This is a genomic window from Mycobacterium sp. 852002-30065_SCH5024008 (assembly GCF_001665645.1).
GTDB lineage: Bacteria > Actinomycetota > Actinomycetes > Mycobacteriales > Mycobacteriaceae > Mycobacterium > Mycobacterium paraffinicum.
On the sequence record NZ_LZSZ01000149.1, the window covers coordinates 1 to 26,203 of the forward strand.

Genomic DNA, 26,203 nt, shown 5'->3' on the forward strand with positions numbered 1-26,203 from the left:
ATGCGATCGTCGGCAGCGTCAGATGTGTATAAGAGACAGGCCCCGCCGCCGGCGCCCGCGGGCAACGCCCCACCGGCCGACGTGCCCCCGGCCGAGCAGCCGGCGCCACCCGACCCGCGCAAGGAGCTCGCCGACCGCATCGCCGATGAGAAGAAGTGGCGCCAGAGCACCCGCCAGGGCGTCCAGTTCCTCGCTCTGCAGTTCCAGGCGACCCGCTGCGACAAAGAGGACATCCTGGCCGGCAACGACGACCCGAACCTGCCGCTGGTGACGTGCTCGACCGACCACAAGGCGGCCTACCTGCTGGCACCGTCGATCATCAGCGGCGACCAGATCCAGGACGCCACCTCCGGCATGAACCAGCGCGGCATCGGTTACGTCGTGGACGTGCAATTCAAGCCGGCGGCGGCGAACACCTGGGCGGACTTCACCGCCGCCCACATCGGCACTCAGACCGCGTTCACGCTGGACTCCCAGGTGGTCAGCGCCCCGATGATTCAGGAAGCCATCCCCGGCGGCCGGACCCAGATCACCGGCGGCGACCCGCCGTTCACCGCCGCAACCGCCAAGCAGCTGGCCAACGTCCTGAAATACGGTTCGCTGCCGCTGTCCTTTGAGGCTTCCGAGGCCCAAACCGTCTCGGCGACACTGGGATTGACCTCACTGCGAGCGGGGCTGATCGCGGGCTCAATCGGCTTGGTTCTGGTGTTGCTGTACTCGTTGTTGTATTACCGGGTACTGGGCCTGCTTACGGCGCTATCGCTAATCGCTTCCGGCGCAATGATTTTCGCGATCCTGGTGATCCTGGGCCGGCAGATCAACTACACCCTGGACCTTGCGGGGATCGCGGGTCTGATCATCGGTATCGGTACCACGGCGGACTCGTTCGTGGTGTTCTTCGAACGCATCAAAGACGAGATCCGCGAAGGCCGATCGTTTCGATCAGCGGTGCCCCGAGGCTGGGTGCGGGCCCGCAAGACGATCGTGTCGGGCAACGCCGTGACCTTCCTGGCCGCCGCGGTGCTGTACGCCCTGGCGATCGGCCAGGTGAGGGGCTTCGCCTTCACGTTGGGCCTCACCACGATCCTCGACGTCGTGGTGGTGTTCCTGGTGACCTGGCCGCTGATCTACCTGGCGTCCAAGTCGCCGACGTTGGCGAAACCCGCATACAACGGCCTGGGCGCAATCCAGCAGGTCGCCCGCGAGCGCCGGGCTTCGTCGAACGTCAAGACGGGACGGGGATAGCGTGATGGCCTCCAAAGGCAAAACCGACGCCGAAGCGACCGAGATCACCGAAGCCTCCGAAGGCGCCACCGAGTTGACCGACAGCGCCGGCCTGCCGCGCCATGGCTTCCTGTCGCGCCTCTACACCGGCACCGGCGCCTTCGAGGTGATCGGGCGTCGCCGGTTGTGGTTCGGCATCAGCGGAGCAATCGTCGCCGTCGCCGTATTGAGCATCGTGCTGCGGGGTTTCACGTTCGGGATCGACTTCAACGGCGGCACGACGGTGTCGATGCCCGCCGCGGGCGCAACCGGCCAAGTGCAGACGTCGCAGGTGTCCGACGTGTTCCGCAAGGCCATCGGCCGCGACCCGGAATCGGTGGTGGTCGTCGGCAACGGTGCCTCGGCCACGGTGCAGATCCGCTCCGAAACGCTGTCCAACGCCCAGACATCCACGTTGCGCAACGCCCTGTACGACGCGTTCCAGCCCAAGGGCGCCGACGGAAAACCGAGTAAGCAGGCCATCAGCGACGCGGCGGTCTCCGAGACGTGGGGCGACCAGATCACCGACAAGGCGCTGATCGCGTTGGTGGTGTTCCTGGCGTTGGTCAGCCTGTACATCACGGTGCGCTACGAGCGGTACATGGCCATCTCCGCGCTGACGACCATGGTCTTCGACCTCACCGTCACCGCAGGGGTGTACTCCCTGGTCGGTTTCGAGGTCACCCCGGCCACCGTCATCGGATTGCTGACGATTCTCGGCTTCTCCCTTTACGACACCGTCATCGTGTTCGACAAGGTCGAGGAGAACACCCACGGCTTCCAGCACACCACCCGGCGTACCTTCGCCGAACAGGCCAACCTCGCCATCAACCAGACGTTCATGCGCTCCATCAACACCAGCCTCATCGGGGTGTTGCCGGTCCTGGCGCTGATGGTGGTGGCGGTGTGGCTGCTGGGCGTCGGGACACTGAAGGACCTCGCGCTGGTGCAGCTGGTCGGCATCCTGGTCGGCACCTACTCGTCGATCTTCTTCGCGACGCCGCTGCTGGTCACGCTGCGTGAGCGCACCGAGCTGGTGCGCACGCACACCCGCCGCGTCGCGCGGCGCCGCAGGGCCGGCGCCGAGCCCGAGGAGGCGAAGTCCACCGAGGACGAATCGGCGTCGCCGGAGACCACGGCGGCCGACTCGGCACCGTCTGACAAGCCCGCACCGAGCAAGCCGGCGCCGGGTGCGCGCCCGGTGCGGCCGACCGGGACCCGGCGTCCGAGCGGCAAGCGAAACGCCGGCCGGCGGTAGTCGCCGTGGCCGCCAGGTATCGCCTCACCGGGGGCGCTATCGGTCTGGCCGCAATGCTCGCGGCGGCGTTCACGCTGACGGCGTGCTCCGGCAGCACCGCCTCCCAGATCGACTACGTGGTCGACGGCCCGCTGGTCACCTACAACACCAACACCGTCGTCGGCGCCGCTTCGGCCGGGGCGCAGGCGTTCGCGCGCACGCTGGCCGGCTTCAGCTACCACGGCCCCGACGGGCAGACCGTCGCCGACCGTGACTTCGGCACCGTGTCGGTGGTGGGCGGTTCGCCGCTGGTGTTGGACTACCAGATCGCCGACAATGCCGTCTATTCCGACGGCAAGCCGGTGACCTGCGACGATCTGGTGCTGGCCTGGGCGGCCCAGTCCGGCCGGTATCCCGACTTCAACGCCGCCACTCAGGCCGGTTACCTCGACATCGCCAACGTCGAGTGCCTGCCGGGGCAGAAGAAGGCCCGGGTGTCGTTCGCCCCGGACCGCGGCATCGTCGACTACAACCAGCTGTTCACCGCCACGTCGATGATGCCGTCGCACGTCATCGCCGACGAGCTGCACGTCGACGTGACCGCGGCCCTGCTGAGCGACAACGCCCAACTCGTGCAGCAGATCGCCAAGCTGTGGAACACCATCTGGGACCTCAAGCCCGGCCTCAAACAGAACGAGCTCGAAAAGCACTTCCCGTCGTCCGGCCCGTACAAGATCGAGCGCATCCTGGACGGCGGCGCGGTGGTGCTCGTGGCCAACGACCGGTGGTGGGGCCCCAAGGCACTCACCAAGCGGATCACCGTCTGGCCCCAGGGGCCCGACATCCAGGATCGGGTCAACAACCGCAGCGTCGACGTGGTCGACGTAGCGGCGGGCTCCTCGGGAACGCTGACCACCCCGGACAATTACGACCGCGCTGATTCGCCGTCGGCCGGCGTCGAGCAGCTGATCTTCGCGCCGCAGGGCCCGCTCTCGCAGCCCAAGGCCCGCCGCGCACTCGCCCTGTGCACGCCGCGCGACACGCTCGCGCGCGACGCCGGGGTGCCGATCGCCAACTCGCGGCTCAACCCGGCCGCCGACGACCCCGTCACCGCCGCTGACGGCGCCGCCGAGGCCGGCCAGTTCGGCAAGGCGGACCCCGCAGCCGCCCGCGACGCGCTCGGTGGGGCCCCGATGACGGTGCGGATCGGCTACCAGGGGCCCAACGCGCGCCTCGCGGTCAACGTCGGGGTGATCGGCAAATCCTGTGCCGCGGCCGGCATCACGGTCGCCAACGTCGCCCTGGACACCTCCGGGCCGCAAGCGCTCAAGGACGGGAAGATCGATGCCCTCCTGGCCAGCACCGGCGGAGCCGCCGGCAGCGGGTCCACGGGGTCGTCGGCGATGGACGCCTACGACCTGCACACCGGCAACGGCAACAACCTGTCGGGCTACTCGAATCCGCAGATCGATGGCGCGATCGGGGCGCTGGCGGTGTCGGCCGACCCCGCCGAGCGCGTGCGGCTACTAGGGGAGGCGGCGCCGGTATTGTGGGGCGACATGCCCACTTTGCCCCTCTACCGGCAGCAACGGACGCTGCTGATGTCGAAGAAGATGTATGCCGTGAGCAAGAACCCGACTCGCTGGGGCGCGGGCTGGAACATGGACCGATGGGCCATGGTCCAGTGACGAGTGCCGACGGAAGCGCCTCGGTTGCCGACGTCATCGCCTCGCTGCTGCGCGAGGTGTCCGACTTTCCCAAGCCGGGGGTGCAGTTCCGGGACCTCACCGCGTTGTTCGCCGATCCGGCGGGGCTGGCGGCGATCACCGACGCGCTGGCCGAGATCGCGTCGGGCGCCGACCTGGTCGCCGGGATCGACGCCCGCGGGTTCCTGGCCGCGGCGGCGGTCGCCGACCGGCTGCGCACGGGGGTGCTGGCCATTCGCAAGGGCGGCAAGCTGCCGCCGCCGGTGTACGCCGAGCATTACGACCTGGAGTACGGCAGCGCGACGCTGGAGATCCCCGCGGACGGCATCGACCTGCGCGGTCGCCACGTCGTGATCATCGACGACGTGCTGGCCACCGGGGGCAGCCTCGCCGCGGCGGCCCGGTTGCTGGAACGCACCGGGGCCACCGTCGTGGCGGCGGCGGTGATCCTCGAACTGACCGCGCTGGGCGGTCGTCAGGCGGTCGCGGGGTTGCCGCTGCACAGCCTGAGTCGCCTCTAGCCCGGCCCACCGCGCGATATCCTCGAGGTCGGAGGTGACCAACGTGGCGGACGACAAGAGCGCGGCGCAGGCGCTTGACGCGCCCACTGACGTCGGTGACGCCCTGCTGGTCGGCGAGCCGGTGACGGCGCAGGCCGAGCCGCCGGATCCCCCAACCGAGACGCTGAAAACCCCCAGCAGCGCGTCGCGCCGGGTGCGGGCCCGGCTGGCCCGGCGGATGACCGCCCAGCGCACGACGCTCAACCCGGTGCTCGAGCCGCTCGTGGCGGTGCACCGGGAGATCTATCCGAAGGCCAACGTGTCGCTGCTGCAGCGCGCCTTCGAGGTCGCCGACCAGCGCCACGCCACGCAGTTGCGCCATTCCGGTGATCCGTACATCACCCACCCCCTGGCCGTCGCGAACATCCTCGCCGAATTGGGCATGGACACCACCACTTTGGTGGCCGCGCTGTTGCACGACACCATCGAAGACACCGGCTACACGCTGGAGGCTTTGAGCGAGGAGTTCGGCGAGGAGGTGGGCCACCTCGTCGACGGCGTGACCAAGCTGGATCGGGTGGTGCTGGGCACCGCCGCCGAGGGCGAGACCATCCGCAAGATGATCACCGCGATGGCCCGCGACCCCCGGGTGCTGGTGATCAAGGTCGCCGACCGGCTACACAACATGCGAACCATGCGCTTCCTGCCGCCGGAGAAGCAGGCGCGCAAAGCCCGCGAGACGCTGGAAGTCATTGCGCCCCTTGCGCATCGGCTGGGTATGGCCAGCGTCAAGTGGGAACTCGAAGACCTGTCCTTCGCGATCTTGCATCCGAAGAAGTACGACGAGATCGTCCGCCTGGTCGCCGGCCGCGCGCCGTCCCGGGACACCTACCTGGCCAAGGTCCGCGCCGAGATCACCAACACGCTGAACGCGTCGAAGATCAAGGCGACGGTGGAGGGCCGGCCCAAGCACTACTGGTCGATCTATCAGAAGATGATCGTCAAGGGCCGCGACTTCGACGACATCCACGACCTGGTCGGCATCCGCATCCTGTGCGACGAGATCCGCGACTGCTACGCCGCCGTCGGCGTCGTGCATTCCCTGTGGCAGCCGATGGCGGGACGGTTCAAGGACTACATCGCCCAGCCCCGATACGGCGTCTACCAGTCGCTGCACACCACGGTGGTGGGCCCTGAGGGCAAGCCGCTGGAAATCCAGATCCGCACCCGCGACATGCACCGCACCGCCGAATACGGCATCGCCGCGCACTGGCGCTACAAGGAAGCCAAGGGCCGCAACGGCGTTCCGCATCCCCACGCCACCGCCGAGATCGACGACATGGCCTGGATGCGCCAGCTGCTCGACTGGCAACGCGAGGCCGCCGACCCCGGCGAGTTCCTGGAGTCGCTGCGCTACGACCTTGCGGTGCAAGAGATCTTCGTGTTCACCCCCAAGGGCGATGTGATCACCCTGCCGAACGGGTCGACGCCGATCGACTTCGCCTACGCGGTGCACACCGAGGTCGGCCACCGCTGCATCGGCGCCAGGGTCAACGGGCGGCTGGTGGCGCTGGAACGAAAGCTGGAAAACGGGGAAGTCGTCGAGGTTTTCACGTCGAAGGCGCCCAACGCCGGGCCGTCGCGGGACTGGCAGCAGTTCGTGGTGTCGCCGCGCGCCAAGGCGAAGATCCGGCAATGGTTCGCCAAGGAGCGGCGTGAGGAGGCGCTGGAGGCCGGCAAGGAGGCCATGGCCCGCGAGGTGCGCCGCGGCGGACTTCCGTTGCAGCGCTTGGTCAACGCCGAATCCATGGCCGCGGTGGCCCGCGAACTGCACTACGCGGACGTGTCCGCGCTCTACACCGCGATCGGCGAGGGCCACGTGTCGGCGCGCCATGTCGTGCAGCGGCTGCTGGCCGAGCTCGGCGGGATCGACCAGGCCGAGGAGGATCTCGCCGAGCGGTCCACGCCGACGACCATGCTGCGGCGCCCGCGCAGCAGCGACGACGTCGGCGTCTCGGTCCCCGGCGCCCCGGGCGTGCTGTCCAAGCTGGCCAAGTGCTGTACGCCGGTGCCCGGCGACCAGATCATGGGCTTCGTCACCCGCGGTGGGGGAGTGAGCGTGCACCGCACCGACTGCACCAACGCGGCGTCGCTGCAGCAGCAGGCCGAGCGCATCATCGAGGTGCGCTGGGCGCCGTCGCCGTCGTCGGTGTTCCTGGTGGCCATCCAGGTCGAGGCGCTCGACCGCCACCGGCTGCTTTCCGACGTCACTCGGGTGCTGGCCGACGAGAAGGTCAACATCCTGTCTGCCTCGGTCACCACGTCCAATGACCGGGTGGCGATCAGCCGGTTCACCTTCGAGATGGGTGACCCGAAGCACCTCGGGCATCTGCTCAACGTGGTGCGCAACGTCGAAGGCGTTTTCGACGTGTACCGCGTCACGTCGGCGGCCTGAGGCGGCTTAACGATCCCCGCTAGCCGACCCGCACCGAGTTGATGGTGACCGGGTTGGTGGGAGCCCCGCTCTGCCGGTTGCCGGCGATACCCGCCTGGGCGACCTTGTCGAGGACCGCCAGGCCCGCCTCGCTGATGGTGCCGAATACCGTGCTCTGCGGCTCCAATTCCGAATCCCGGAACACCAGGACGAACTGGCTGCCGTTGGTGTTTGGCCCCTCGGTGGCCATGATCACGGTGCCGCGCGGGTACATCACCGTCGCCCGGAGCGCGGGGTCGTTGGCCGGGTACTGGTTGGTGGGGTATTCGTCGGCGAATTGATAGCCGGGGCCACCGGCGCCGTCCGCGTCGGGACCGCCGCACAACAGCGACCCACCGTCAGCCGAGTTGATCAGCCGGGCGCACTGGGTGTTGTCGAAGAATTGCTGCTTCGCAAGGCTGACGAAGCTGTTGACCGTGCACGGAGATTCGCCGTTGGCGAGCTCGATGCCGATGTCGCCCAGGTTGGTCGAGATGGTGGCCGGGATCTGCGCGGGTTCGCTGGAAACCCTGCCGGACGGAGGCGGGTTGACCGGCTTGACGATGGCGTCCGGCGCGCTCGGGTATTGGCAATTGGCGCCCAGATCGGCCGGCGGTGCGAACGCCGGCAGCGGCGGCACGGTCCCCGTTGCCTGCGCGGTCGGTCCGGAATTCGACCCCGGCCTGTTGGGAACGCGGGCGCGGGTCGGGGTGCTCGATGCCGCGCTGTTGGCCGAGTCGTCGTTCTGGGTCACCAGTGCGATGACCAACGCCACCACCGCGGCCAGCGCCAGGGCCGACGCGCCAACGATGCCCAGCAGCAGACGACGGGATTGCGTCGGTGGGCTGTATGGCGGCCGCGACTCGAGACCGGCGCCCGTCGGGGGGAAGTCCTGCGTCGGTTCCGGCGGGCCCGGCGGCGATGTCGGTGGCGCCGGCGGGGGGCTCCATGCGGCCGTCCCATCCGGGGCGGCCAATGCCGCCCGGGCTGCTTCGGCGAGTTCCATCGCCGACTGGTAGCGGTATTCGGGGTCTTTGGCCATTCCGCGGGCGACCACCGCGTCGAGGGCCGGGGGCACGCCGGCGGCGGTGGTCGAGGGTTGCGGCGGCGGCGTGTTCAAATGCGCGTTGAGCTGTTCCTCGAGGCTGTCGCCGGCATAGGGCCGCTTGCCGGTCAAGCACTCGTGCAGCACGCAGGCCAACGAATACACGTCGGCGCGGTGATCCGTTGTGCCCCTGAACCGTTCGGGCGCCATGTAGGCGACCGTGCCCATCGTGTGCCCGGTCTGCGTGAGCGACGTGTCGGCCAGGGTACGGGCGATGCCGAAGTCGATCAGGTAGACGAAGTCGCGCGCCTGGGTGACCAGAATGTTCTTCGGCTTGATGTCGCGATGGATCAGCCCGACCTGGTGGGCACTATCCAGCGCAGCGGCAACCTGTTCGATCACCGCCACCGCGCGCTCGGGGGACAGCCGCCCCCCGTTCTCGTCGATGTACTGCAACAAGTCGCGGCCCTCGATCAGCCGCATGTCGACATAGAGCCGACCGTCGATCTCGCCGTAACCGTGGATTGGCACCACGTGCGGGTCGTTGAGGCTCGCCGCGATGCGTGCCTCTCGGCGGAATCGCTGCTGAAACTCCTGATCCTCGGCCAAGTTCGGGGGCAGCACCTTCAACGCGACGACCCGGTCGGTGGCGGCGTCGTAGGCACGGTAGACCTGTCCCATGCCGCCGCGCCCCAACACTTCCAGCAACTGGTATTGCCCGAAAGACTCTGTCCCCACGCAACGACCTTAAGCGGTGGACCGCCCGTTGGTCGCCCGATTCCGGCCGAATCAGCGGCGTTGCGCTGCTTGGCTTTAGTCGAGCAACAGCGAGGTGATGGTGACCTCGGAGGCCGGTGCGCCGTCCTCACCGCCGCCGGCGACGCCGGCTTTGGCGATCTTGTCCAGCGTGGCCAGCCCGTCGGGCTGAATGGTGCCGAAGACCGTGTATTGGGGCGGCAGCTGGGAGTCCTTGTACACCATGAAGAACTGGCTGCCATTGGTCCCGGGACCGGCGTTGGCCATCGCCAGGGTGCCGCGCGGATAGAGGACTGGCTGTTGCGCCTTCGGGTCGTTCGGCGGGTATTGGTCCGTCGGGTACTCGTTGGCGAATTGGTAGCCCGGGCCGCCGGTGCCCTCCCCCTTGGGGTCGCCGCATTGCAGGACGCCCAGGTCCGGCGAAGTGGTCAGCCGGTGGCATTTGGTGTTATCGAAGTATTTCTGGCCGATCAGGCTTGCGAAACTGTTTACCGTGCAAGGTGATTCGTTGTTGGCGAGCATCAATCCGATGCGGCCCTGGTTGGTCACCATGCTGGCGCTCACCTGAGCCGGGTCGGTCGGCACCTTGCCGGTGCGCGGCGGCTTGACCTCCTTGGCGGCTGGCTCCGGGGACGCCGGGTACTGGCAGTTGGCGCCCAGATCGGCCGACGGCTTGAACGCCGGCAGTGGCGGAGCGGGCGGCGTCGGTCCGGCGGGCGTCGTGGACTCAGGGGAGCTGCTGGGGGCCGCGGAGGTGGTGCTCGTCGCGGTGTTGCTCTTGTGCTCGTGTTTGGTGTTGATGACCGTGAGCACCACCGCGACGACCGCGGCCACGGCCACGGCTGAGCCGGCGGCGATCAACACGATCCGGCGCAGCTTGGCTTGCTTCGCGCGGCGCTCCAGCTGCCGTTCGAGCTTGCGCTTTGCGTTGGCACGTCGCTGTTCATTGGTCGGCACGGCCGTATGCCTCCATGGTCGGTAAGTCGGGTGCCCGGCAAAAGGCGTCGGTGGCCAGCTCAGGCTAATGTGGGCGCCGCGACCGGTGTCAAGTGGGGCCCGTGGGAAACTGGGAACCGTGTTGATCACCGGATTTCCCGCCGGCATGTTGCAGTGCAACTGCTATGTGCTGGCTGAGCGGCCGGGCACGGATGCCGTCATCGTGGATCCGGGCCAGCGGGCGCTGGGCCCGCTGCGGCGCATCCTCGACGAGAACCGGCTGACGCCGGCCGCGGTGTTGCTCACCCACGGACACATCGACCACATGTGGTCGGCGCAGAAGGTGTCCGACACCTTCGGCTGCCCGACCTACATCCACCCCGAGGACCGGTTCATGCTGAAAGACCCGATCTACGGCCTGGGCCCGCGGGTGGCGCAGCTGGTGGCGGGTGCCTTCTTCCGCGAACCCAAGCAGGTCGTCGAGCTCGACCGCGACGGCGACAAGCTGGACCTGGGCGGCGTGACCGTCAACGTCGACCACACGCCCGGGCACACGCGCGGGTCGGTGGTCTTCCGGGTGGCGGGAGACAACGATGTGGTGTTCACCGGCGACACCCTGTTCGAACGCTCGGTGGGCCGCACCGACCTGCACGGCGGCAGCGGCCGCGACCTGCTGACCTCGATCGTGGAAAAACTTCTGGTGCTCGACGACGAGACCGTGGTGCTGCCGGGTCACGGCAACGCCACCACCATCGGCGCCGAGCGGCGTTTCAATCCGTTCATCGAAGGCCTGAGCCCGTGACGGAGTTTCACGGGCCCAAGGGGGTGCCGGACTACGTCCCGCCGGACTCCGCGCAGTTCGTGGCCGTCCGTGACGGGTTGTTGGGCGCCGCCCGCCGGGCCGGCTATGGCCACATCGAGTTGCCCATCTTTGAAGACACCGCCCTGTTCGCCCGGGGTGTCGGCGAATCCACCGACGTGGTGTCCAAGGAGATGTACACGTTCGCCGACCGCGGTGACCGCTCGGTCACCTTGCGACCCGAGGGCACCGCGGGGGTGGTGCGCGCGGTGATCGAGCACGGCCTGGACCGCGGGGCGTTGCCGGTCAAATTGTGTTATGCGGGGCCGTTTTTCCGCTACGAGCGGCCGCAGGCCGGCCGCTATCGGCAGCTGCAGCAGGTGGGTGTGGAGGCGATCGGCGTCGACGATCCGGCGTTGGACGCCGAGGTGATCGCCATCGCCGACGCCGGCTTCCGGTCGCTGGGGCTCGACGGGTTCCGCCTGGAGATCACCTCGCTGGGCGACGAGACCTGCCGCCCGCAGTATCGGGAACTGTTGCAGGACTTCCTGTTTGGGCTCGATCTCGATGATGAGACGCGCAGGCGTGCCGAGATCAACCCGCTGCGGGTGCTCGACGACAAGCGACCGGCCGTGCGGGCCATTACGGCCGACGCGCCGGTTTTGATCGACCACCTGTCCGATGTCGCCAAGCAGCACTTCGACACCGTGCTGGCGCACCTCGACGCGCTCGGCGTGCCCTACGTCATCAACCCGCGCATGGTGCGCGGGCTGGACTACTACACCAAGACCACCTTCGAGTTCGTCCACGACGGTCTGGGCGCGCAATCCGGGATCGGCGGCGGCGGCCGCTATGACGGCCTGATGCACGAGCTCGGCGGGCAAGACCTGTCCGGCATCGGGTTCGGGCTCGGCGTCGACCGCACCCTGTTGGCGCTGCGCGCCGAGGGCAAGAGCGTGGGGGAGGCGACCCGCTGCGACGTGTTCGGCGTGCCGCTGAGCGAGCAGGCCAAGCTTCAGCTGGCGGTGCTGGCCGCGCAGCTGCGCGCCTCTGGTGTGCGCGTCGACATGGCCTACGGCGACCGCGGCCTCAAGGGCGCGATGCGCGCGGCCGACCGTTCCGGGGCGGTCATCGCGCTGGTCCTCGGCGACCGCGACATCGAGGCGGGGACGGTCGGCTTGAAGGATCTCACGACCGGGGATCAGGTGTCCGTCGCCGCGAATTCTGTTGTCGCCGAGGTTCTTTCAAAACTAGACCGGTAGGGCGGGCACCCTCGCCGGGTTATTTCTTGCTCGGAATGATGATCACGACGATCAACGTGAGGATCGAGAAGAATAGGCCGAGAATTCCCCAGCCCAGCGGATTGCGACCCTTCGTCATTGCGATGATTGCGCAGATGATTGCGGCAATAACGCTGCCGATGGCGACAAAGATTCCCTTGATGCCGCGAAGGATAAAGCCGGCCGCGACGGGGTCCGAGCTCGCCAGAATCACCGAGTGCAACATGTCAGGTCCTTTCGTGAGGGGCCCAGAGGTCATACCCACCCGAATCCGCAATAAAACCGCACTCGGGTTTAGGCACTAACCGAAAACGACGTTATCCGCGCGGATAACCGCGCCGGACCGTTCGATCCAGAATTCCCAACGTCGCCCGCAATGCGCCTTCGGAGAGAATCGGGAAAATTCCGGCTTCTCGCCACTTGGGGTCGATGTTCGACCAGTCGTAAAACGAGGTGACCACGGTCGCCGAGCCGTCTTCGCTCGGCTGGAGTTGATAGCCGTAGACATGGCCGATCGGAGGCTGAATTTTGCCCAGAACGGTCCACGCGATCAGCCGATCCTGTTCGAATTCCGTGATGTCGACGGTGACGTCGTACTTGCCGAATTGCGGAAAGTCGTTCAATGACTCGCGATCCATGTGCACGACGAAACGGTCACCGACACCGCGTACCCGATCGCCCTCGGCGCTTTGAAGCATTCCGGACGAGTCGATCGCGACGTGGCCCTGCGGGTCGCACAGCACTGCGAAGATGTCCGGTGCCGGTGCCGCGATGGTGCGCTGAGTTTCAATGCGTTCGGTCATAATCGCCTCGCAGCCGGTTCGATACGACAGGGTCATCGCTTACTCTACGACCGCGAATTCGCCTTCGGCGATGCCCGGTTTCACACCCGCCTTCGATGCGGCGTGCGATCATAAGCGGTGACGCGTCGATATTCGCGTCCGCAAAAGGGGGAGCGATGGTTTCACGAGTCCGCACCGCTCTGACGGGAACGGCTGTGGCCGCAGCGCTTATCGGAGTGGCCTCGGCGGGTGCGACCGCTCCGGCCGCCGCGGCTCCCGCCTTCGCCGCCGTGCCCGGTAGGCCCGCTCCGCTGGACGACCCCGATCCCGGGCTGCCCACCAACCCCTTTGATCCCCGATGTGCGGGGATGCCTGGGTGGGCTCAATGCCAGGGCGGCCCATACGCCGCGCCGCAGGGTCCGGCGGACCCCTCCTGCATCAGCATGCCCGCCGACCCGGTATGCGCGGGAGGGCCGTACGCCATCCCGTCGCCGCCTCCGGCTCCGCCACCGCTCGAGATGCCTCCGGCGCCGATCGAGATGCCTCCGCCGCCACCGCCTCCGCCGCCACCCGTCGAGGTGCCCGGTCATATCTGAACCCAGCCCGCCGCGGTGCTTGACTCAGGATCGAACTAATGTTCGAATAGCTCATGCGCTGGGCGGACCAGGCCGTCGCGGTCAACGGGCAGCCCGTCGATGACGGGGCGCTGCCGGGGTTGCAGCGGATCGGGTTTGTCCGGAGCGTGCGTGCCCCACAGTTCGAGGGGATCACCTTTCACGAGGTGCTGTGCAAGTCCGCGCTCAACAAGGTGCCGGACGCTTCCGCGTTGCCCTTCCGGTACACCGTCAACGGCTACCGCGGCTGCTCGCACGCCTGCCGCTATTGCTTTGCCCGGCCGACGCACGAGTATCTGGACTTCAACTGCGGCAACGACTTTGACAGCCAGGTGGTCGTCAAGACCAACGTCGTGGGGGTGCTCCGCCGCGAGTTGCGGCGGCCGTCGTGGCGCCGCGAGACCGTCGCGCTGGGCACCAACACCGACCCCTACCAGCGGGCGGAGGGGCGCTACGCGTTGATGCCGGGCATCATCGCGGCCCTCGCCGAATCCGGGACACCGCTGTCGATCCTGACCAAGGGCACGCTGCTGCGCCGCGATCTGCCGTTGATCGCCGCTGCGGCGCAGCAGGTTCCGCTGTCGGTCGCGGTGTCGCTGGCGGTCGGTGACGCGGACCTGCATCGAGATGTCGAGCCCGGCACGCCCACACCGCAGGCGCGGCTGGGCCTGATCGCCGCGGTCCGCGAGGCCGGCCTGGACTGTCATGTGATGGTGGCGCCCGTGCTGCCGTACCTGACCGACTCGAAAGAGCACCTCGATCGACTGCTCGGCCAGATCGCGGGCGCGGGAGCCACCAGCGTGACGGTCTTCGGGCTGCACCTGCGCGGGTCGACCCGCGGCTGGTTCATGTCGTGGCTGGCCCGCTCGCATCCCGAGCTGGTGGGCCGCTATCGCGAGCTGTACCGGCGCGGGGCGTATCTGCCGGCCGGTTACCGCGAGATGCTGCGGGGGCGGGCGGCGCCGCTGGTCGCGAAATACCGGCTGGGCGGCGACGAGCGTTCGTTCCGTCAGCCCGTTGCGGTAACCCGGGCGGAGCCGGAACCCCTTCAGGCGACGCTCTTTTGAACTACGCCGGCCGGTCGGCACGCGGCTTGGTCAGGGTGAATCGGTCCACGACGGTCACCGCGCCGAACGGCCCGCTCAGCGCGTAATGCGTGGCCTTGATCGACGTGTTGCCGCCGGGGTTGCCGGGGTCCACCTCGAACGCCGCGAAGCCGTAGGGATTGTCCCGGTCGCGGAAGGCGGACCACGGCGCGTCCTCCATGACGTAGATCGGCGCCTTGCGCCCGAGCCCCGGGTCGAAGGCGCCGACTCCGGTCAACACGCGGCAGCGCGGCTCGGGGAAGAAGAACCCGTTCGTGGGCGCCGACGTGCCGCCACCGCCGATGACGACGTGCACCGTTCCCTTGGTGGAGTCGATGACGTCGTCGCGGGTGGTCACGGGTATCGGCGTTCGGGTGTCGGTCTGCAGCGTGCCGCGCAACGGGTGCGACCGCTCGTAGTGGTGTTCGTGGCCGCACACCACCAGGTCGACCTGGTGCTCGTCGAACAACGGGAGCCATTCCTCGCGGATTCCCAGGTCGGCACCGTTGGCCTTGTCGGCGGTGGAGATCGCCGTCTGGTGCATGCACACGACAATCCAATCGATGTCGGGGTCGCGCCGCGCGGCGGCGAGTTCGTTTGCCAGCCAACGCTTCTGCTCACCGCCCGAGTAGCCGTGTACGTAGAAATTGCGGCCGTCCTGGAACGCCACGTCGTCGTTGTTCAGGCTGATCACTCGCACCGAGCCGGCCGTGAACGAGTACCACAGGCCGCGGGTCTCGGGACTGGATCCCGCATCGGGCACCGCGAAGTATGCCTGATAGGCGCCGTAACCGATTGGGCCGTTGCCCAATTCGTTTTCGTGGTTGCCCGCCGCGGGCATCCAGGGCCGGTAGCGCGCCGACCGCGTGTTGTTCTCGAACCAGGCCGACCACGTGCGGATGCGGTCTTGGGCGAGGTTGGCATAGCACAGGTCGCCGTTGACGAGGTTGAACAGCGGTGCCATCCGCTCGACCGCCAGGGTGGTGTCGGCGGAGGCGGGCGATCCGATGTTGTCGGTGCCGTATGTGCCGTCTGGCAGCCTCTCCAGCGTCGGCGTGGACTGGTCACCGAAACTGGTGAAGCGAAAGGGCTTTCGCCCAGACGGGTCCGGATGGTCCCCATCTCCGGCTCCGCGCCGTCGTGCACCGCGGCGTACACGTAGTCGGTGTCCGGGGTGAGGTTCGTCAGGTGGGCGTGGTTCACCCGAACCTCGGTGTTGGACTTGGCGTCGCGGTAGGTGCGGGTTTCGGCCGCCACCGTCTGCCCGAGGCCGGACGTCGGCGTGCCGAACATGACGCGCGGATTCCGGACGGCGTCCACGGTGTGCCAGGACACCACCACCTCGGAGCCGGCGTGCCGGCCGAATTGCAGGTGCAGTCCCGTCACCGGTGGAGCGCCGTTGCGGCCCGGCTGATACCAGAGGGCGGGCGCGCTGGGGCGCGACCACAACATGGCGGCCCCGCCGCCCACGCCCGCCCCGAGGGCGGCCGAGACCGCGCTGGTCGTCAACAACGTGCGGCGACTGATGCCAGGGGCGGAAGCACTGCCGCGGGGCTGTGCGGGTTCGTCGACCACCCCTGCTTCATACCCGAGTGGGGTGAACCTCCGCGGAACGGGCGCCCGCTAGTGGCGGTGCGGCTCGAGTAATGCGGCCTGGCCGGTGGCCGGGGGGCGGGCCGCCAGCCACTCGCGGGTGGCCGCCTGCGATTGCTCGATAAGTGTTGCGGCGTGCGAGAAGTCGGCTCCGGAGATGGCGACCGGGCATAGCGGTCTGATGACGCGCAGGTCGACCGCTTGCTCGAAGCGCTCGACGTCGACGGCCAGGCGATGATTCACGGCGAGGGTCATGGCGTGCAACGCCATATTGACCGCGGTCTTCGGCGATGCGGGCAGGGCGCACGAGTAGCCGGTCGGCAGCACCCAGACTCGGTCGGCGCCCAACGCGACCGCGTGCGACACCGGCGCGTTGTTCACGACGCCGCCGTCCATCAGGTCGCGCCCATTGACCCGCACCGGCGGGAAGACGCCCGGGATGGCGGCGCTCGCGGCGATCGCGTCGACGGCGTTTCCCGAGGACAGCAGGACGTCGCCGCCGGAGATCACGTCGGTGGCCACCACGTGCAGCGGGATGGGCGCATCCTCGAGCCTGCTGAACTCCAATTTGTCGGCCAGCAGCCGTCGCAACCCGATGTTGGGGACCAGGTGGGGCCGGCGGCCCAGCATGCCCATCGCCCCGGCGATCGGGTGTGTCGGGAAGATGTCCTTTCGCGACAACGACGTCCATAGGTCGGCGAGTCCTCGAATCCCCGGACGATCGGGCCGTGAGGCGATCCATCCGCCATTGACCGCGCCGACGGACGTCCCGACGATCAGGTCAGGGCGTTCCCCTTCGTCGGCCAGCGCGAGCAGCATGCCGACGTGAATCGCGCCGAGGCTGGCCCCGCCGGACAAAACGAAGGCAGTAGGCACAAATGCATAGTAGGGACCTTTTCCACGCGTAGCCCCGTAACGAATTGGGTAGCGTTTTCGATATGACGAACGTGCGAATAGTGACCACAGGGGTCGCGGTGGCGACGTTTGCGGCAGCCGCAGCGCTGGCCGTCACGCCCGCGACCTCATCTGCGGACCCTGCCGGCCACCAGGTGACCTACACGATCACCACCACCGGCAATCTCACCGGCAACGTCCGCTACATGAACACCGATCCGCCCAGCCAGGCGGCCTTCAACGCCAACTCGTCGCAGTACTTGAACAGCGTGCAGACGGCGTTCAGCGCGGGGCAACCGCTCGTGTACAACACGACGCTGGCCGACCCGAATCAGTGGGCGTTCGTGAACGCGAGCGGCGGGTGTCACTGGCCGGACTGCGATTCGTCGAACACGCCACAGATTCAGTGCCAGATCGCGGTCGACGGCCAGGTCGTGGTGACGCAGAGCGCCACCACCGGGGTCACCTGCTCGACGCGGCCCTGGTAAGTAGCGAACACGTCGACGCGTCTCATCGGTGCACCCGCAACGCGAGGTAGTACTCGTGCCGCCGGGTGTTGTCGACGGTGTAGCCCACCGCCTTCGCCACCCCGTCGTGGTCGGACTCCAACCAGCGTTCGGTGTATTGCCGGCTGAATTCGGTCCACGACGGCACGGTGAACCTCTCGAGGACCGTGTCGGGATGTTCCAGGCTGTGGTACAGCCCCCAGCTATGGCCTCCCGTTCGCAACCGTGAGCGCCTGACCGCGCTCATCGCCTCGACGAAGTCCTGCAGGGTGTCCGTCACGACTCGATAGCGGACGGTCACCAGCACGGGTCCGTCGTTCGGGCACGGTTCGAACACGACCATCGGCGACGGCCACGCCCGCGAAATGTCGCGGCTGAGCTTCCCGGTTTCCGGCCGCAACCCGAGCGGCACGACGCTGAGGGCGGTGACGCCGAGCAACGCCGCCGACAATGTCAGCGCCACGCCCAGTCCTTCCCGCGTGGCGACCACACCCCAGAGATACGAGCCGATCGCCTGCGAACCCGTGAAGACCAGCAGGTACATCGCCAACCCGCGGGCCCGGACCCAGCGCGGCAAATGCAGCTGCGCCGCGGCATTCAACGTCGTCAGCGTGATCAGCCAGGTCATCCCCGACAACACCAGGAAGGGCGCCGCCGCGGTGAACGGCAGCCAGACCACCGCGAGGGTGGCGGCGCCGTACGCGGCCGCGCACCCGGCCAGCAGCGTGTTGGGCGGCAGCCTCTGGCGTAACGGCGCGGGGACCGCGACGGCGAGCACCGCGCCGCAACCGATGGCGCCCAGCGCCGCACCGTAGCCACTGGCTCCCAAGTGCCACGTGTCTGCAGCGGCCACCGGCAAGAGGGCCAACAGGGCCGAGGCGGGGAAGACGAAAAGGGCAGCGCGCAGCAGGATCCTGCGAAAGATCGGGCCGTTGATCGCGTAGGCCAACCCGGTGAGGATGGCCTGGCCGAGGTGTTCTCGTTCGACGGGCGCGATCTGTTTCGGCCGTCGCCAGGCCGCCAGGGCGATGATGATGCCCACGAACGAGATCGCGTTGATCGCGAAGACCGCCGCCGGACCGACCAACGCCAGGACGACGCCGCCGATGGCGGGTCCGACCACCCGGGCGATGTTCACCGAGACGCTGGCCAAAGTCGCGGCGGCCGTGATCTGCTCGCGCGGAACGACCTCGGGCTGAATCGCCTGCCAGGCCGGCGCGGTCAGCGCGGAGGCGACGCCGATGGCCAAGGTGAACAGCAGCAGTGCCGTCGGGGTGAGTCGGCCGAAGTAGGTCAGTCCCGCCAGCACCAGCGCCACCACCACCGCATACGACTGCAGCACCATCAGCAGCCGCCGCTGGTCGAACACGTCGGCGAGCGCACCGGCGAACAATCCCAACAGGAGCGTCGGCCCCAGACTCGCGGTCTGGACCAGTGCCACGACGGTGGCGCTGCTGTGACCTTCGACCAGAAACCATTGCGCCGCAACACTTTGCATCCAGGTGCCGACGTTGGAGACGAACTGCGCGATGAACAGGGCGCGGAAAACCTGATTGCGCAAGGGCGTCCAGACCGACACCTCCGCGGTGTCGGTGCGCTCCTGCGTCAGATCCGACATACGAGCCTTTCGCGTCGTGCGGCGGGGTAGAAGTCTAAGACACGTACCCGACGCGCGCATGGCGGATCGGCGTCAGCGCCGGGTTCGGGCCCCGGGCTCGTGCGCGACGACGACGACCTCCGCCGGTTGGGCGCCGACGGTTCGGATCGTGTGGCTGACCGACGCGTCGAAGTATGCGCTGTCGCCCGCGTGGAGCGTGAACCTCTGGTCGCCGTAATCGAGTTCGACACAGCCCGCGTGCACGAACATGAATTCCTGCCCGCCGTGCTCGGGGTGCGGATCATCGGCCGGCCCTTCGGTCGGGCGAACCACGAACGGCGACATGGATTTACCCAGCATCGACGGCGCCAGCACCCGATAACGCTGGCCGTCGGCGCCGCCGGGCGCCCGGTCGACGGCGATCTTCTCCTGCGCCGCCTCGTCGGAGAACAACCGCCCCACGTCTACGTCGAGGGCCTTGGCCACCTTGAGGGCCACCGCGATCGACGGGGTGCTCTGCCGGCGTTCGATTTTGGACAGGTAGCTCTTGGTCAACCCGGTTTGTTCGGCCAGCGCCTCGAGGGTGAGGCCGCGTTGGGTGCGGACCGCGCGTAGCAGTGCTGTCACTGACGATGCCTCCGATGACACAAGGTTTCCTATGGTGTTACATTGTGTCATATGGGCAGCTCGTTCACCGACTCCAAAGCCGAACTGATGCGTCGCGCCGCCGAGCAGCTGACGGCCTCCCAAGCCGACGCCCGGCTGACCACCCGGCAAAAGCTCGCCCTGACCTGTCGCGCGTTGTTCGACGCCGGCCACGACTCGGGGCTGGCGGGGCAGATCACCGCCCGGGCCGAGGCCGACGGCACGTACTACACCCAGCGGCTGGGCCTCGGGTTCGACGAGATCACCGACGCCAATCTGCTGCTGGTGGACGAGGATCTCAACGTCCTCGACGGTGATGGAATCCCCAACCCCGCCAACCGTTTCCACAGCTGGATCTATCACGCCCGGCCCGATGTGCAATGCATCGTGCACACCCACCCGTTCCACGTGGCGGCGCTGTCGATGCTGGAGGTGCCACTCGTCGTCTCCCACATGGACACCACGCCGCTCTACGACGACTGCGCCTTCCTCGCCGAATGGCCGGGTGTGCCGGTCGGCAACGAGGAGGGGGAGATCATCACCGCGGCCCTCGGCGACAAGAAGGCGGTGCTGCTGGCGCATCACGGCCAGGTGGTGGCCGGCGCCAGCATCGAAGAAGCGTGTTCGTTGTCGGTGCTGATCGAGCGCGCCGCCAAGCTGCAGCTGGCCGCCATGGCCGCCGGCGCCGTCAAAGAGCTGCCCGAGACACTGGCCCGCGAGGCCCACGACTGGACGCTGTCGCCCCAGCGCAGCCGCGCCAACTTCGCCTACTACGCCCGGCGGGCCCTGGCCCGGCATCCGGATGCGCTCACCGATTAAGCCACTGGACAACGACATTCGAGGAGTTCGCCCGTGCCCGACATCCACGGCATCATCGCCTACCCGGTGACTCCGTTCGCCGACGAAGGCATCAATACCGAGCGGCTGGCCGCGCTGGTCGATCGGCTCGTCTCCTCCGGCGTCCATGCGATCGCGCCGCTGGGCAGCACCGGTGAACTGGCTTATCTCGATGAACCCGAATTCGACGCCGTGGTCGACACCACCATCGCCACGGTCGGCGGCCGGGTGCCCGTGATCGTCGGTGTGTCAGATGTGACCACCGCCAAGACCATTCGGCGTGCCCGATACGCCGAGCGGGCGGGCGCCGACGCGGTGATGATCCTGCCGGTGTCCTACTGGAAGCTCCGCGAGCGGGAGATCGTCCAGCACTACCGGAGCATCAGCGACGCCATCTCGATCCCGATCATGGCGTACAACAACCCGGCCACCAGCGGCGTCGACATGCCCCCCGAGTTGCTGGTCCGCATGTTCGAGACCATCGAGAACGTCACGATGGTCAAGGAGTCCACCGGCGACCTGACCCGGATGCGGCGCATCGACGAGCTGTCGGGCGGCCGGCTGCCGTTCTACAACGGCAGCAACCCGCTGGTGCTCGACGCCCTCAAAGCCGGCGCCTCCGGATGGTGCACGGCCGCACCCAATCTGCGGCCCCAGCCCTGCATCGACCTGTACGAGGCGGTGCGCGCGGGCGACCTGGACAAGGCTCAGGTCCTCTACGACGACCTCAAGCCGCTGCTGCAGTTCATCGTCGCCGGGGGACTGGCTACCACCGTTAAGGCCGGCCTGGACTTGCTCGGCTTCCCGGTCGGGGATCCGCGCCCGCCGCTGCTGCCGCTCGACGAGGAAGGCCGCGCCGAGCTGAAGCAACTACTCGCTGGCTAGCGGCGGTCGCGAGCGCGGCGGAGCCGGGCGATGGGGGCCGCCGCCATCAGGACTAGCGGCGGTCGCGAGCGCGGCGGCGCCGGGCGATGGGGGCACCTCCCGCTTGCGGGGGACGGGCCGCCGCCATCAGGACTAGCCGAGGCTCGGGGCGGAGAAGGTGTCGCACTGCTTCGGGTCGCCCGTCTGGTAGCCGACGGTGAACCAATGCTGCCGCTGCTCCGACGAACCGTGCGTCCACGACTCGGGATTGACCCGGCCGGTCGATTCCTTCTGGATGCGGTCGTCGCCCACCGACGCCGCGGCCGAGAGGGCGTCTTGGATGTCCTGGTCGCTCAAGGGCTGCAGGTAGGGGACGCCGGTGCTCTCCTGTTTGACGGTCGACGCGTAGTGCGCCCAGATGCCCGCGTAGCAGTCCGCCTGCAATTCCGTGCGGACACCGTTGCCGCCTGCGCCCTTCGCCCCCTGCTGGGAGCGGCCCAGGACGCCCTGCAGTTGCTGCACGTGGTGGCCGTATTCGTGGGCGACGACGTACTCCTGTGCGAACGGCCCACCGCTGGAACCGAATTTGTCGACGAGCTCCTGGAAGAAGTCAGTGTCGAAGTAGGCGGTCTGGTCCACCGGGCAGTAGAACGGCCCCACCGCGGTGGTTGCCGGCCCGCAGCCGGTGTCCACCGAACCGGTGAACAGCCGCACATGCGGCCGGGTGTAGCGCGGCATCAGCTGGTGCCACACCGCGTCCACCGAGTTGCCGGTCGCTACCACGCGGCACTGCACGTACTTGTTGGCGTCGGCCCCGGTCTTGCACTGGCTCAGGTCAAACCCGGGCGCCGAGTAGCCGCTGGTGTTTCCCTGCTGGTTGAGCACGCGGCCCGGATCGACGCCCAGCAACAGGGCGCCGATGAGGATGAGCAGGCCGAGGCCGCCGCCCCCGATGGCCATCCCCATGCCGCCCCCACCCGACGAGGAAGCGGTGCTGGTGTCGATCTGCATTCCCTCGTTGAAGCTCATGGCACGCTCCTAATGTTGCTGGGTCGCGGAGTAGCGGGCGTCGGTGTAGCTGCGCAGGTTGCGCAGGAATCGGCGAAGGCCCAGATTGAGCAGCGGCCCCACCCCGTACATCGCCAGCCTGGCCGGGCCCGCGGGCTTTTGCGCCATGGTCCACGTCAACCGGCAACCGCCCGGGATGACCTCGACCCGGTAGTCTTCGGCAAACGCGGCGACGGCCTGGGTAGAGCATTCGTTGAAACGAAAAGCCATGTGGCTGAACGGTTCCCAGGCCAAGAACTCCTCGTTGCCGACCATCCCGCCGCGCATCTCGACGACGCGGGTGGTGCCGACGCCGCGCGGCTCGGGGCTGGTCCAGGTCACCTTGGTGATCACGCTCGCCCAGCGCGGCCACGACTGGGCGTCCGCGAGCACCTCGAACAGCTGCTCGGGCGTGATGGCGAGATCGACGCTGTTGCGGAACACGAAAGGCGCGCTGTCGATGAAGCCCAGGTCGACGCGCTCGCAGGGGAACATGGAATTAATCTAGCCGGGGCCGTCGCTCGCCGCGGCCAGCAACGGCACAACGACGTCGCTGATCGGCGTAGCCAAGTTATGGGCGCGGGCTTTGCGGATGATCACCCCGTTGCGGATGTCCCATTCCATCCGCCGACGATTCTCCCGGTCGGCCAGGATCGAGGTGCCCATGTCCTCGGGAACGTGGCGAAAGATGCCGGCCAACTCGTCGACGATGCCGTCGGGCAGCCGGGCGCCCTCGGCGCGGGCTACCGCCAGGCATTCGGCGACGTAGCTGCGGGACAGTTCGGTCACGTCGTCGCGGCGAAACATGCCGGACCGCCGCCCGGACAGCGCCATGAACCCGGCCAGCGCGTTGGTGAGCAGCTTGCGCCAGGCCGCGGTGATGAAGTCGGGGTCGCACTCGACCCGGCAGCCGGCGCCGCGCAGCAGCTCCGCGAGCGTCTGCGCCGACGGCCCGCTGGGCAGCACCAGCGCGGCCTCGGTGCGCAGCCGGACCCATCCCTCGGGCTGGGTCTCGGCCGAATACCAGACGATCCCGGGGACCACCGGCGACGACGGGCAATGCGGCTGCACCTGCTCGACCTGCTCCACGCCGTTCTGCAGCACGGCGACGATCGTGTGCGGGCCGCAAAGGCGGGCCAGCCATCCGGCGGCGGCGTCGTTCTGGGTGGCCTTCACCGCCAGCACCACCACGTCGACAGGGCCGGTGACCTGGCCGGGATCGGTGTGGACCGGGCCGGGCACCACGATCGGATCCGCGCCGTCGGGCCGCAATTCGATGCGTTCCCGGGTTGTGCGGCCGCACACCTGAACCGCGTGCCCGGCCTTGTGCAGCAGCGCGGCGACCGTCGTGCCGACAGCGCCGGGGCCGACTAGTGCGATGGTGGTGGCAATAGGTCCGAAAGTACCTCCTCTAGACTGGTCACTCGTCCAAAGCCCGCTGAAAGAGGAGTGTTTGTGCTGCGCAGCCACGCCGCCGGTTCGCTGAGAAGCAGCGACGCCGGGCAGCAGGTGACGCTCGCGGGCTGGGTGGCTCGCCGCCGCGACCACGGCGGCGTCATCTTCATCGACCTGCGCGACGCCTCTGGTATCGCGCAGGTGGTGTTCCGCAATGCCGAGGTGCTGGCCCAGGCGCACCGGTTGCGCGCCGAATTCTGCGTCGCGGTGACCGGCGTCGTCGAGATCCGCCCGGAAGGCAATGCCAATCCCGAGATCGCCACCGGCGACATCGAAGTCAACGTTGCCTCCCTGACCGTGCTCGGCGACAGCGCGCCGCTGCCGTTCCAGCTCGACGAACCCGCCGGCGAGGAGCTGCGGCTGAAGTACCGCTACCTCGACCTGCGCCGCGACGGCCCCGCCGCGGCACTTCGCCTGCGCTCCAACGTGAATGCCGCGGCCCGTGCGGTGCTGGCGGGCCACGACTTCGTCGAGATCGAGACGCCGACGATCACCCGCTCCACGCCCGAAGGCGCGCGCGACTTCCTGGTGCCGGCCCGGCTGCACCCCGGCTCGTTCTACGCGCTGCCGCAGAGCCCGCAGCTGTTCAAGCAGTTGCTGATGGTGGCCGGGATGGAGCGCTACTACCAGATCGCCCGCTGCTACCGCGACGAGGATTTCCGCGCCGACCGTCAGCCCGAGTTCACCCAGCTCGACATGGAGATGAGCTTCGTCGACGCCGAGGACATCATCGCGATCTCCGAGGAGATCCTGACCGCGTTGTGGGCGTTGATCGGATATCAGGTCCCGACGCCGATCCCGCGGATCACCTATGCGGATGCGATGCGACGGTTCGGCTCCGACAAGCCGGACATGCGGTTCGGGCTGGAGCTCGTCGAGTGCACAGAGTTCTTCTCCGACACCACATTTCGCGTTTTCCAGGCACCGTACGTCGGTGCGGTGGTGATGCCCGGCGGGGCGTCGCAGCCGCGGCGCACGCTGGACGGCTGGCAGGAGTGGGCCAAGCAGCGCGGGCACCGCGGGCTGGCCTACGTGCTGGTCGGTGACGACGGCACGCTCGCCGGCCCGGTCGCCAAGAACCTCAGCGACACTGAACGGGACGGGTTGGCCGCGCACGTCGGGGCCAAGCCAGGGGACTGCATCTTCTTCTCGGCCGGGCCACCGAAGTCGTCGCGCGCCTTGTTGGGTGCCGCGCGCGGGGAGATCGCCAGCCGGCTCGACATGATCGACCCGGACGCGTGGGCGTTCGTCTGGGTGGTGGACCCGCCGCTGTTCGAGCCCGCCGACGAGGCGACCGCCGCCGGTGACGTGGCCGTCGGCTCCGGCGCCTGGACCGCGGTGCATCACGCGTTCACCTCGCCCAAACCCGAATACGCCGACGTGGTCGACACCGATCCCGGCAGCGTGCTGGCCGACGCCTACGACATCGTCTGCAACGGCAACGAGATCGGCGGCGGCTCGATCCGTATTCACCGCCGCGACATCCAGGAGCGGGTGTTCGCCGTGATGGGCCTGGACCAGGCCGAGGCGGAAGAAAAGTTCGGATTCCTGTTGGAGGCGTTCACCTTTGGCGCGCCACCACACGGCGGGATCGCCTTCGGCTGGGACCGCATCAACGCGCTGCTGTCCCGGGTGGACTCGATCCGCGAGGTGATCGCGTTCCCGAAGACCGGCGGCGGCGTCGACCCGCTCACCAATGCGCCCGCGCCGATCACCGCCCAGCAGCGCAAGGAGTCCGGAATAGACGCCAAGCCCGAAAAGGTTGACCGGGCATGAGCGCTGGCGACGATGCAGTGGGGGTACCGCCCGCTTGCGGGGGACGCAGCGATGAGGAGGAGCAGCGCCAACATGACCGAAATGCCTGACACCGCGACGATCAACAACTTCAACAGCGCCATCATCGACGAGTTCCGGGCCAACGGCGGCAAGGTGGGCGGCCAGTTCGAGAACGCCAATCTGCTGTTGCTCACCACGACGGGCGCCAAGTCCGGCCAGCCACGGATCTCGCCGCTGGCCTATTTCCGAGTCGACGGCAAGCTGATCGTCATCGGCTCCTTCGCCGGTTCCCCCGTCAGTCCGGCGTGGGTGCACAATCTGCGGGCCAACCCGCGGGCCCGGGTCGAGATCGGCAACGACGAGTTCGCCGTCACGGCGCGCGAGTTGCCGTCCGACGAGCGCGAGGACATCCTGCCGAAGATCACCGCCGCGGCGCCGGTCTTCGCCGACTACCAATCCAAGACCAGCCGGGTCATTCCGTTGTTCGAGTTGCAGCGCACCTAGGCCCGTGGG

Annotated in this window: 24 protein-coding genes and 2 pseudogenes; 15 read left to right on the top strand and 11 right to left on the bottom strand. The window is 68.2% G+C overall.

What is annotated here, in order from left to right:
- From secD to A5781_RS18680, 5 genes are all read left to right on the top strand, one after another.
- The coding region (gene secD, locus A5781_RS18660; protein WP_067209678.1) for a protein translocase subunit SecD at positions 1-1,245 on the top strand (1,245 nt) is incomplete at its 5' end.
- 4 nt (positions 1,246-1,249) lie between these two features.
- Positions 1,250-2,521: a protein translocase subunit SecF gene (secF, locus tag A5781_RS18665; RefSeq protein ID WP_067209760.1), complete on the top strand. Its 1,272-nt coding sequence runs from the start codon at positions 1,250-1,252 to the stop codon at positions 2,519-2,521.
- A gap of 53 nt (positions 2,522-2,574) precedes the next feature.
- The gene (locus tag A5781_RS18670) at positions 2,575-4,188 is read left to right on the top strand and encodes an ABC transporter substrate-binding protein (RefSeq protein WP_067209681.1); all 1,614 of its coding nucleotides are present in this window, start codon (positions 2,575-2,577) and stop codon (positions 4,186-4,188) included.
- The gene (locus A5781_RS18675) at positions 4,170-4,727 is read left to right on the top strand and encodes an adenine phosphoribosyltransferase (RefSeq protein WP_156622658.1); all 558 of its coding nucleotides are present in this window, start codon (positions 4,170-4,172) and stop codon (positions 4,725-4,727) included. Before A5781_RS18670 ends, A5781_RS18675 begins: the two co-directional genes overlap by 19 nt.
- 43 nt (positions 4,728-4,770) lie before the next feature.
- Positions 4,771-7,161 (top strand): bifunctional (p)ppGpp synthetase/guanosine-3',5'-bis(diphosphate) 3'-pyrophosphohydrolase, encoded by a 2,391-nt coding sequence (locus A5781_RS18680; RefSeq protein ID WP_067209764.1) that lies wholly within the window; start codon positions 4,771-4,773, stop codon positions 7,159-7,161.
- A gap of 19 nt (positions 7,162-7,180) precedes the next feature.
- Here the strand turns inward: A5781_RS18680 and A5781_RS18685 are convergent, their stop codons facing one another.
- Together A5781_RS18685 and A5781_RS18690 are read right to left on the bottom strand one after the other, a co-directional pair.
- Complete coding sequence (locus A5781_RS18685; RefSeq protein WP_067209688.1) at positions 7,181-8,962, bottom strand: protein kinase; 1,782 nt, start codon at positions 8,960-8,962, stop codon at positions 7,181-7,183.
- A 75-nt stretch (positions 8,963-9,037) separates the two neighbouring features.
- On the bottom strand, positions 9,038-9,937 hold the full coding sequence (locus A5781_RS18690) for a peptidylprolyl isomerase (protein WP_067209693.1): 900 nt from the start codon (positions 9,935-9,937) through the stop codon (positions 9,038-9,040).
- 118 nt (positions 9,938-10,055) lie between these two features.
- Here A5781_RS18690 and A5781_RS18695 point away from each other — a divergent pair, with 118 nt between their 5' ends.
- Complete coding sequence (locus A5781_RS18695) at positions 10,056-10,718, top strand: MBL fold metallo-hydrolase (protein ID WP_067209696.1); 663 nt, start codon at positions 10,056-10,058, stop codon at positions 10,716-10,718.
- Positions 10,715-11,977 (top strand): histidine--tRNA ligase, encoded by a 1,263-nt coding sequence (hisS, locus tag A5781_RS18700; protein ID WP_067209699.1) that lies wholly within the window; start codon positions 10,715-10,717, stop codon positions 11,975-11,977. Before A5781_RS18695 ends, hisS begins: the two co-directional genes overlap by 4 nt.
- A gap of 19 nt (positions 11,978-11,996) precedes the next feature.
- Here the strand turns inward: hisS and A5781_RS18705 are convergent, their stop codons facing one another.
- Both A5781_RS18705 and A5781_RS18710 read right to left on the bottom strand, forming a co-directional pair.
- Positions 11,997-12,221: a deoxyribodipyrimidine photolyase gene (locus tag A5781_RS18705; RefSeq protein ID WP_067209702.1), complete on the bottom strand. Its 225-nt coding sequence runs from the start codon at positions 12,219-12,221 to the stop codon at positions 11,997-11,999.
- 91 nt (positions 12,222-12,312) lie between these two features.
- On the bottom strand, positions 12,313-12,798 hold the full coding sequence (locus A5781_RS18710; RefSeq protein ID WP_067209767.1) for an SRPBCC family protein: 486 nt from the start codon (positions 12,796-12,798) through the stop codon (positions 12,313-12,315).
- A 155-nt stretch (positions 12,799-12,953) separates the two neighbouring features.
- Here A5781_RS18710 and A5781_RS25690 point away from each other — a divergent pair, with 155 nt between their 5' ends.
- Both A5781_RS25690 and A5781_RS18715 read left to right on the top strand, forming a co-directional pair.
- A complete protein-coding gene (locus tag A5781_RS25690) occupies positions 12,954-13,373 on the top strand; it encodes a hypothetical protein (protein ID WP_156624816.1) in 420 nt (139 codons plus the stop codon).
- A 53-nt stretch (positions 13,374-13,426) separates the two neighbouring features.
- Entirely contained in the window at positions 13,427-14,458 is a 1,032-nt protein-coding gene (locus A5781_RS18715; protein ID WP_067209707.1) for an Rv2578c family radical SAM protein, read from the top strand.
- A 1-nt stretch (position 14,459) separates the two neighbouring features.
- On the opposite strand, the pseudogene A5781_RS18720 reads toward A5781_RS18715, so the two are convergent.
- Positions 14,460-16,051, bottom strand: a pseudogene (locus A5781_RS18720) (purple acid phosphatase family protein).
- Between the two features lie 48 nt (positions 16,052-16,099).
- Complete coding sequence (locus A5781_RS18725) at positions 16,100-16,945, bottom strand: patatin-like phospholipase family protein (RefSeq protein ID WP_067209710.1); 846 nt, start codon at positions 16,943-16,945, stop codon at positions 16,100-16,102.
- Between the two features lie 62 nt (positions 16,946-17,007).
- On the opposite strand from A5781_RS18725, the gene A5781_RS18730 reads away from it, so the two are divergent.
- Complete coding sequence (locus A5781_RS18730; RefSeq protein ID WP_067209713.1) at positions 17,008-17,451, top strand: hypothetical protein; 444 nt, start codon at positions 17,008-17,010, stop codon at positions 17,449-17,451.
- 22 nt (positions 17,452-17,473) lie between these two features.
- On the opposite strand, the gene A5781_RS18735 is transcribed toward A5781_RS18730, so the two are convergent.
- Positions 17,474-19,087 carry an MFS transporter gene (locus A5781_RS18735; protein ID WP_067209716.1) on the bottom strand — a complete coding sequence of 538 codons (1,614 nt, stop codon included), beginning with the start codon at positions 19,085-19,087 and terminating at the stop codon, positions 17,474-17,476.
- 72 nt (positions 19,088-19,159) lie between these two features.
- Positions 19,160-19,693: a helix-turn-helix domain-containing protein gene (locus A5781_RS18740; protein WP_067209720.1), complete on the bottom strand. Its 534-nt coding sequence runs from the start codon at positions 19,691-19,693 to the stop codon at positions 19,160-19,162.
- A gap of 51 nt (positions 19,694-19,744) precedes the next feature.
- Here A5781_RS18740 and A5781_RS18745 point away from each other — a divergent pair, with 51 nt between their 5' ends.
- The gene (locus A5781_RS18745) at positions 19,745-20,530 is read left to right on the top strand and encodes an aldolase (RefSeq protein WP_067209723.1); all 786 of its coding nucleotides are present in this window, start codon (positions 19,745-19,747) and stop codon (positions 20,528-20,530) included.
- Between the two features lie 33 nt (positions 20,531-20,563).
- Positions 20,564-21,433, top strand: a complete 870-nt coding sequence (locus A5781_RS18750; RefSeq protein WP_067209726.1) for a dihydrodipicolinate synthase family protein — start codon at positions 20,564-20,566, stop codon at positions 21,431-21,433.
- A gap of 132 nt (positions 21,434-21,565) precedes the next feature.
- Here the strand turns inward: A5781_RS18750 and A5781_RS18755 are convergent, their stop codons facing one another.
- The 3 genes from A5781_RS18755 to A5781_RS18765 are packed head-to-tail and all read right to left on the bottom strand — an operon-like array spanning position 21,566 to position 23,851.
- The gene (locus tag A5781_RS18755) at positions 21,566-22,441 is read right to left on the bottom strand and encodes a neutral zinc metallopeptidase (RefSeq protein WP_067209729.1); all 876 of its coding nucleotides are present in this window, start codon (positions 22,439-22,441) and stop codon (positions 21,566-21,568) included.
- Between the two features lie 9 nt (positions 22,442-22,450).
- Entirely contained in the window at positions 22,451-22,954 is a 504-nt protein-coding gene (locus A5781_RS18760) for an SRPBCC family protein (protein WP_067209732.1), read from the bottom strand.
- 9 nt (positions 22,955-22,963) lie between these two features.
- The gene (locus A5781_RS18765) at positions 22,964-23,851 is read right to left on the bottom strand and encodes an oxidoreductase (protein ID WP_197503912.1); all 888 of its coding nucleotides are present in this window, start codon (positions 23,849-23,851) and stop codon (positions 22,964-22,966) included.
- A gap of 57 nt (positions 23,852-23,908) precedes the next feature.
- Here A5781_RS18765 and aspS point away from each other — a divergent pair, with 57 nt between their 5' ends.
- The 3 genes and pseudogenes from aspS to A5781_RS18775 all read left to right on the top strand — a co-directional run bounded on the left by aspS (position 23,909) and on the right by A5781_RS18775 (position 26,194).
- A complete protein-coding gene (gene aspS, locus A5781_RS18770) occupies positions 23,909-25,690 on the top strand; it encodes an aspartate--tRNA ligase (RefSeq protein WP_156624819.1) in 1,782 nt (593 codons plus the stop codon).
- A gap of 2 nt (positions 25,691-25,692) precedes the next feature.
- A pseudogene (locus A5781_RS26325) lies at positions 25,693-25,779 on the top strand (hypothetical protein); the annotation flags it as partial.
- Positions 25,763-26,194, top strand: coding sequence for a nitroreductase family deazaflavin-dependent oxidoreductase (locus A5781_RS18775; protein ID WP_067209739.1), 432 nt, complete (start codon positions 25,763-25,765; stop codon positions 26,192-26,194). The pseudogene A5781_RS26325 and the gene A5781_RS18775, both read left to right, overlap by 17 nt.
- Positions 26,195-26,203 lie beyond the last annotated feature (9 nt).

Excerpts from the sequence above, each read along its gene's own strand:
- secF (WP_067209760.1), top strand. The coding sequence starts at position 1,250 with ATGGCCTCCAAAGGCAAAACCGACGCCGAAGCGACCGAGATCACCGAA.
- A5781_RS18670 (WP_067209681.1), top strand. The coding sequence starts at position 2,575 with ATGCTCGCGGCGGCGTTCACGCTGACGGCGTGCTCCGGCAGCACCGCC.
- A5781_RS18675 (WP_156622658.1), top strand. The coding sequence starts at position 4,170 with ATGGGCCATGGTCCAGTGACGAGTGCCGACGGAAGCGCCTCGGTTGCC.
- A5781_RS18705 (WP_067209702.1), bottom strand. The coding sequence starts at position 12,221 with ATGTTGCACTCGGTGATTCTGGCGAGCTCGGACCCCGTCGCGGCCGGC.
- A5781_RS18710 (WP_067209767.1), bottom strand. The coding sequence starts at position 12,798 with ATGACCGAACGCATTGAAACTCAGCGCACCATCGCGGCACCGGCACCG.
- A5781_RS25690 (WP_156624816.1), top strand. The coding sequence starts at position 12,954 with ATGGTTTCACGAGTCCGCACCGCTCTGACGGGAACGGCTGTGGCCGCA.
- A5781_RS18715 (WP_067209707.1), top strand. The coding sequence starts at position 13,427 with ATGCGCTGGGCGGACCAGGCCGTCGCGGTCAACGGGCAGCCCGTCGAT.
- A5781_RS18730 (WP_067209713.1), top strand. The coding sequence starts at position 17,008 with ATGACGAACGTGCGAATAGTGACCACAGGGGTCGCGGTGGCGACGTTT.
- A5781_RS18735 (WP_067209716.1), bottom strand. The coding sequence starts at position 19,087 with ATGTCGGATCTGACGCAGGAGCGCACCGACACCGCGGAGGTGTCGGTC.
- A5781_RS18745 (WP_067209723.1), top strand. The coding sequence starts at position 19,745 with ATGGGCAGCTCGTTCACCGACTCCAAAGCCGAACTGATGCGTCGCGCC.
- A5781_RS18755 (WP_067209729.1), bottom strand. The coding sequence starts at position 22,441 with ATGAGCTTCAACGAGGGAATGCAGATCGACACCAGCACCGCTTCCTCG.
- A5781_RS18760 (WP_067209732.1), bottom strand. The coding sequence starts at position 22,954 with ATGTTCCCCTGCGAGCGCGTCGACCTGGGCTTCATCGACAGCGCGCCT.
- A5781_RS18775 (WP_067209739.1), top strand. The coding sequence starts at position 25,763 with ATGACCGAAATGCCTGACACCGCGACGATCAACAACTTCAACAGCGCC.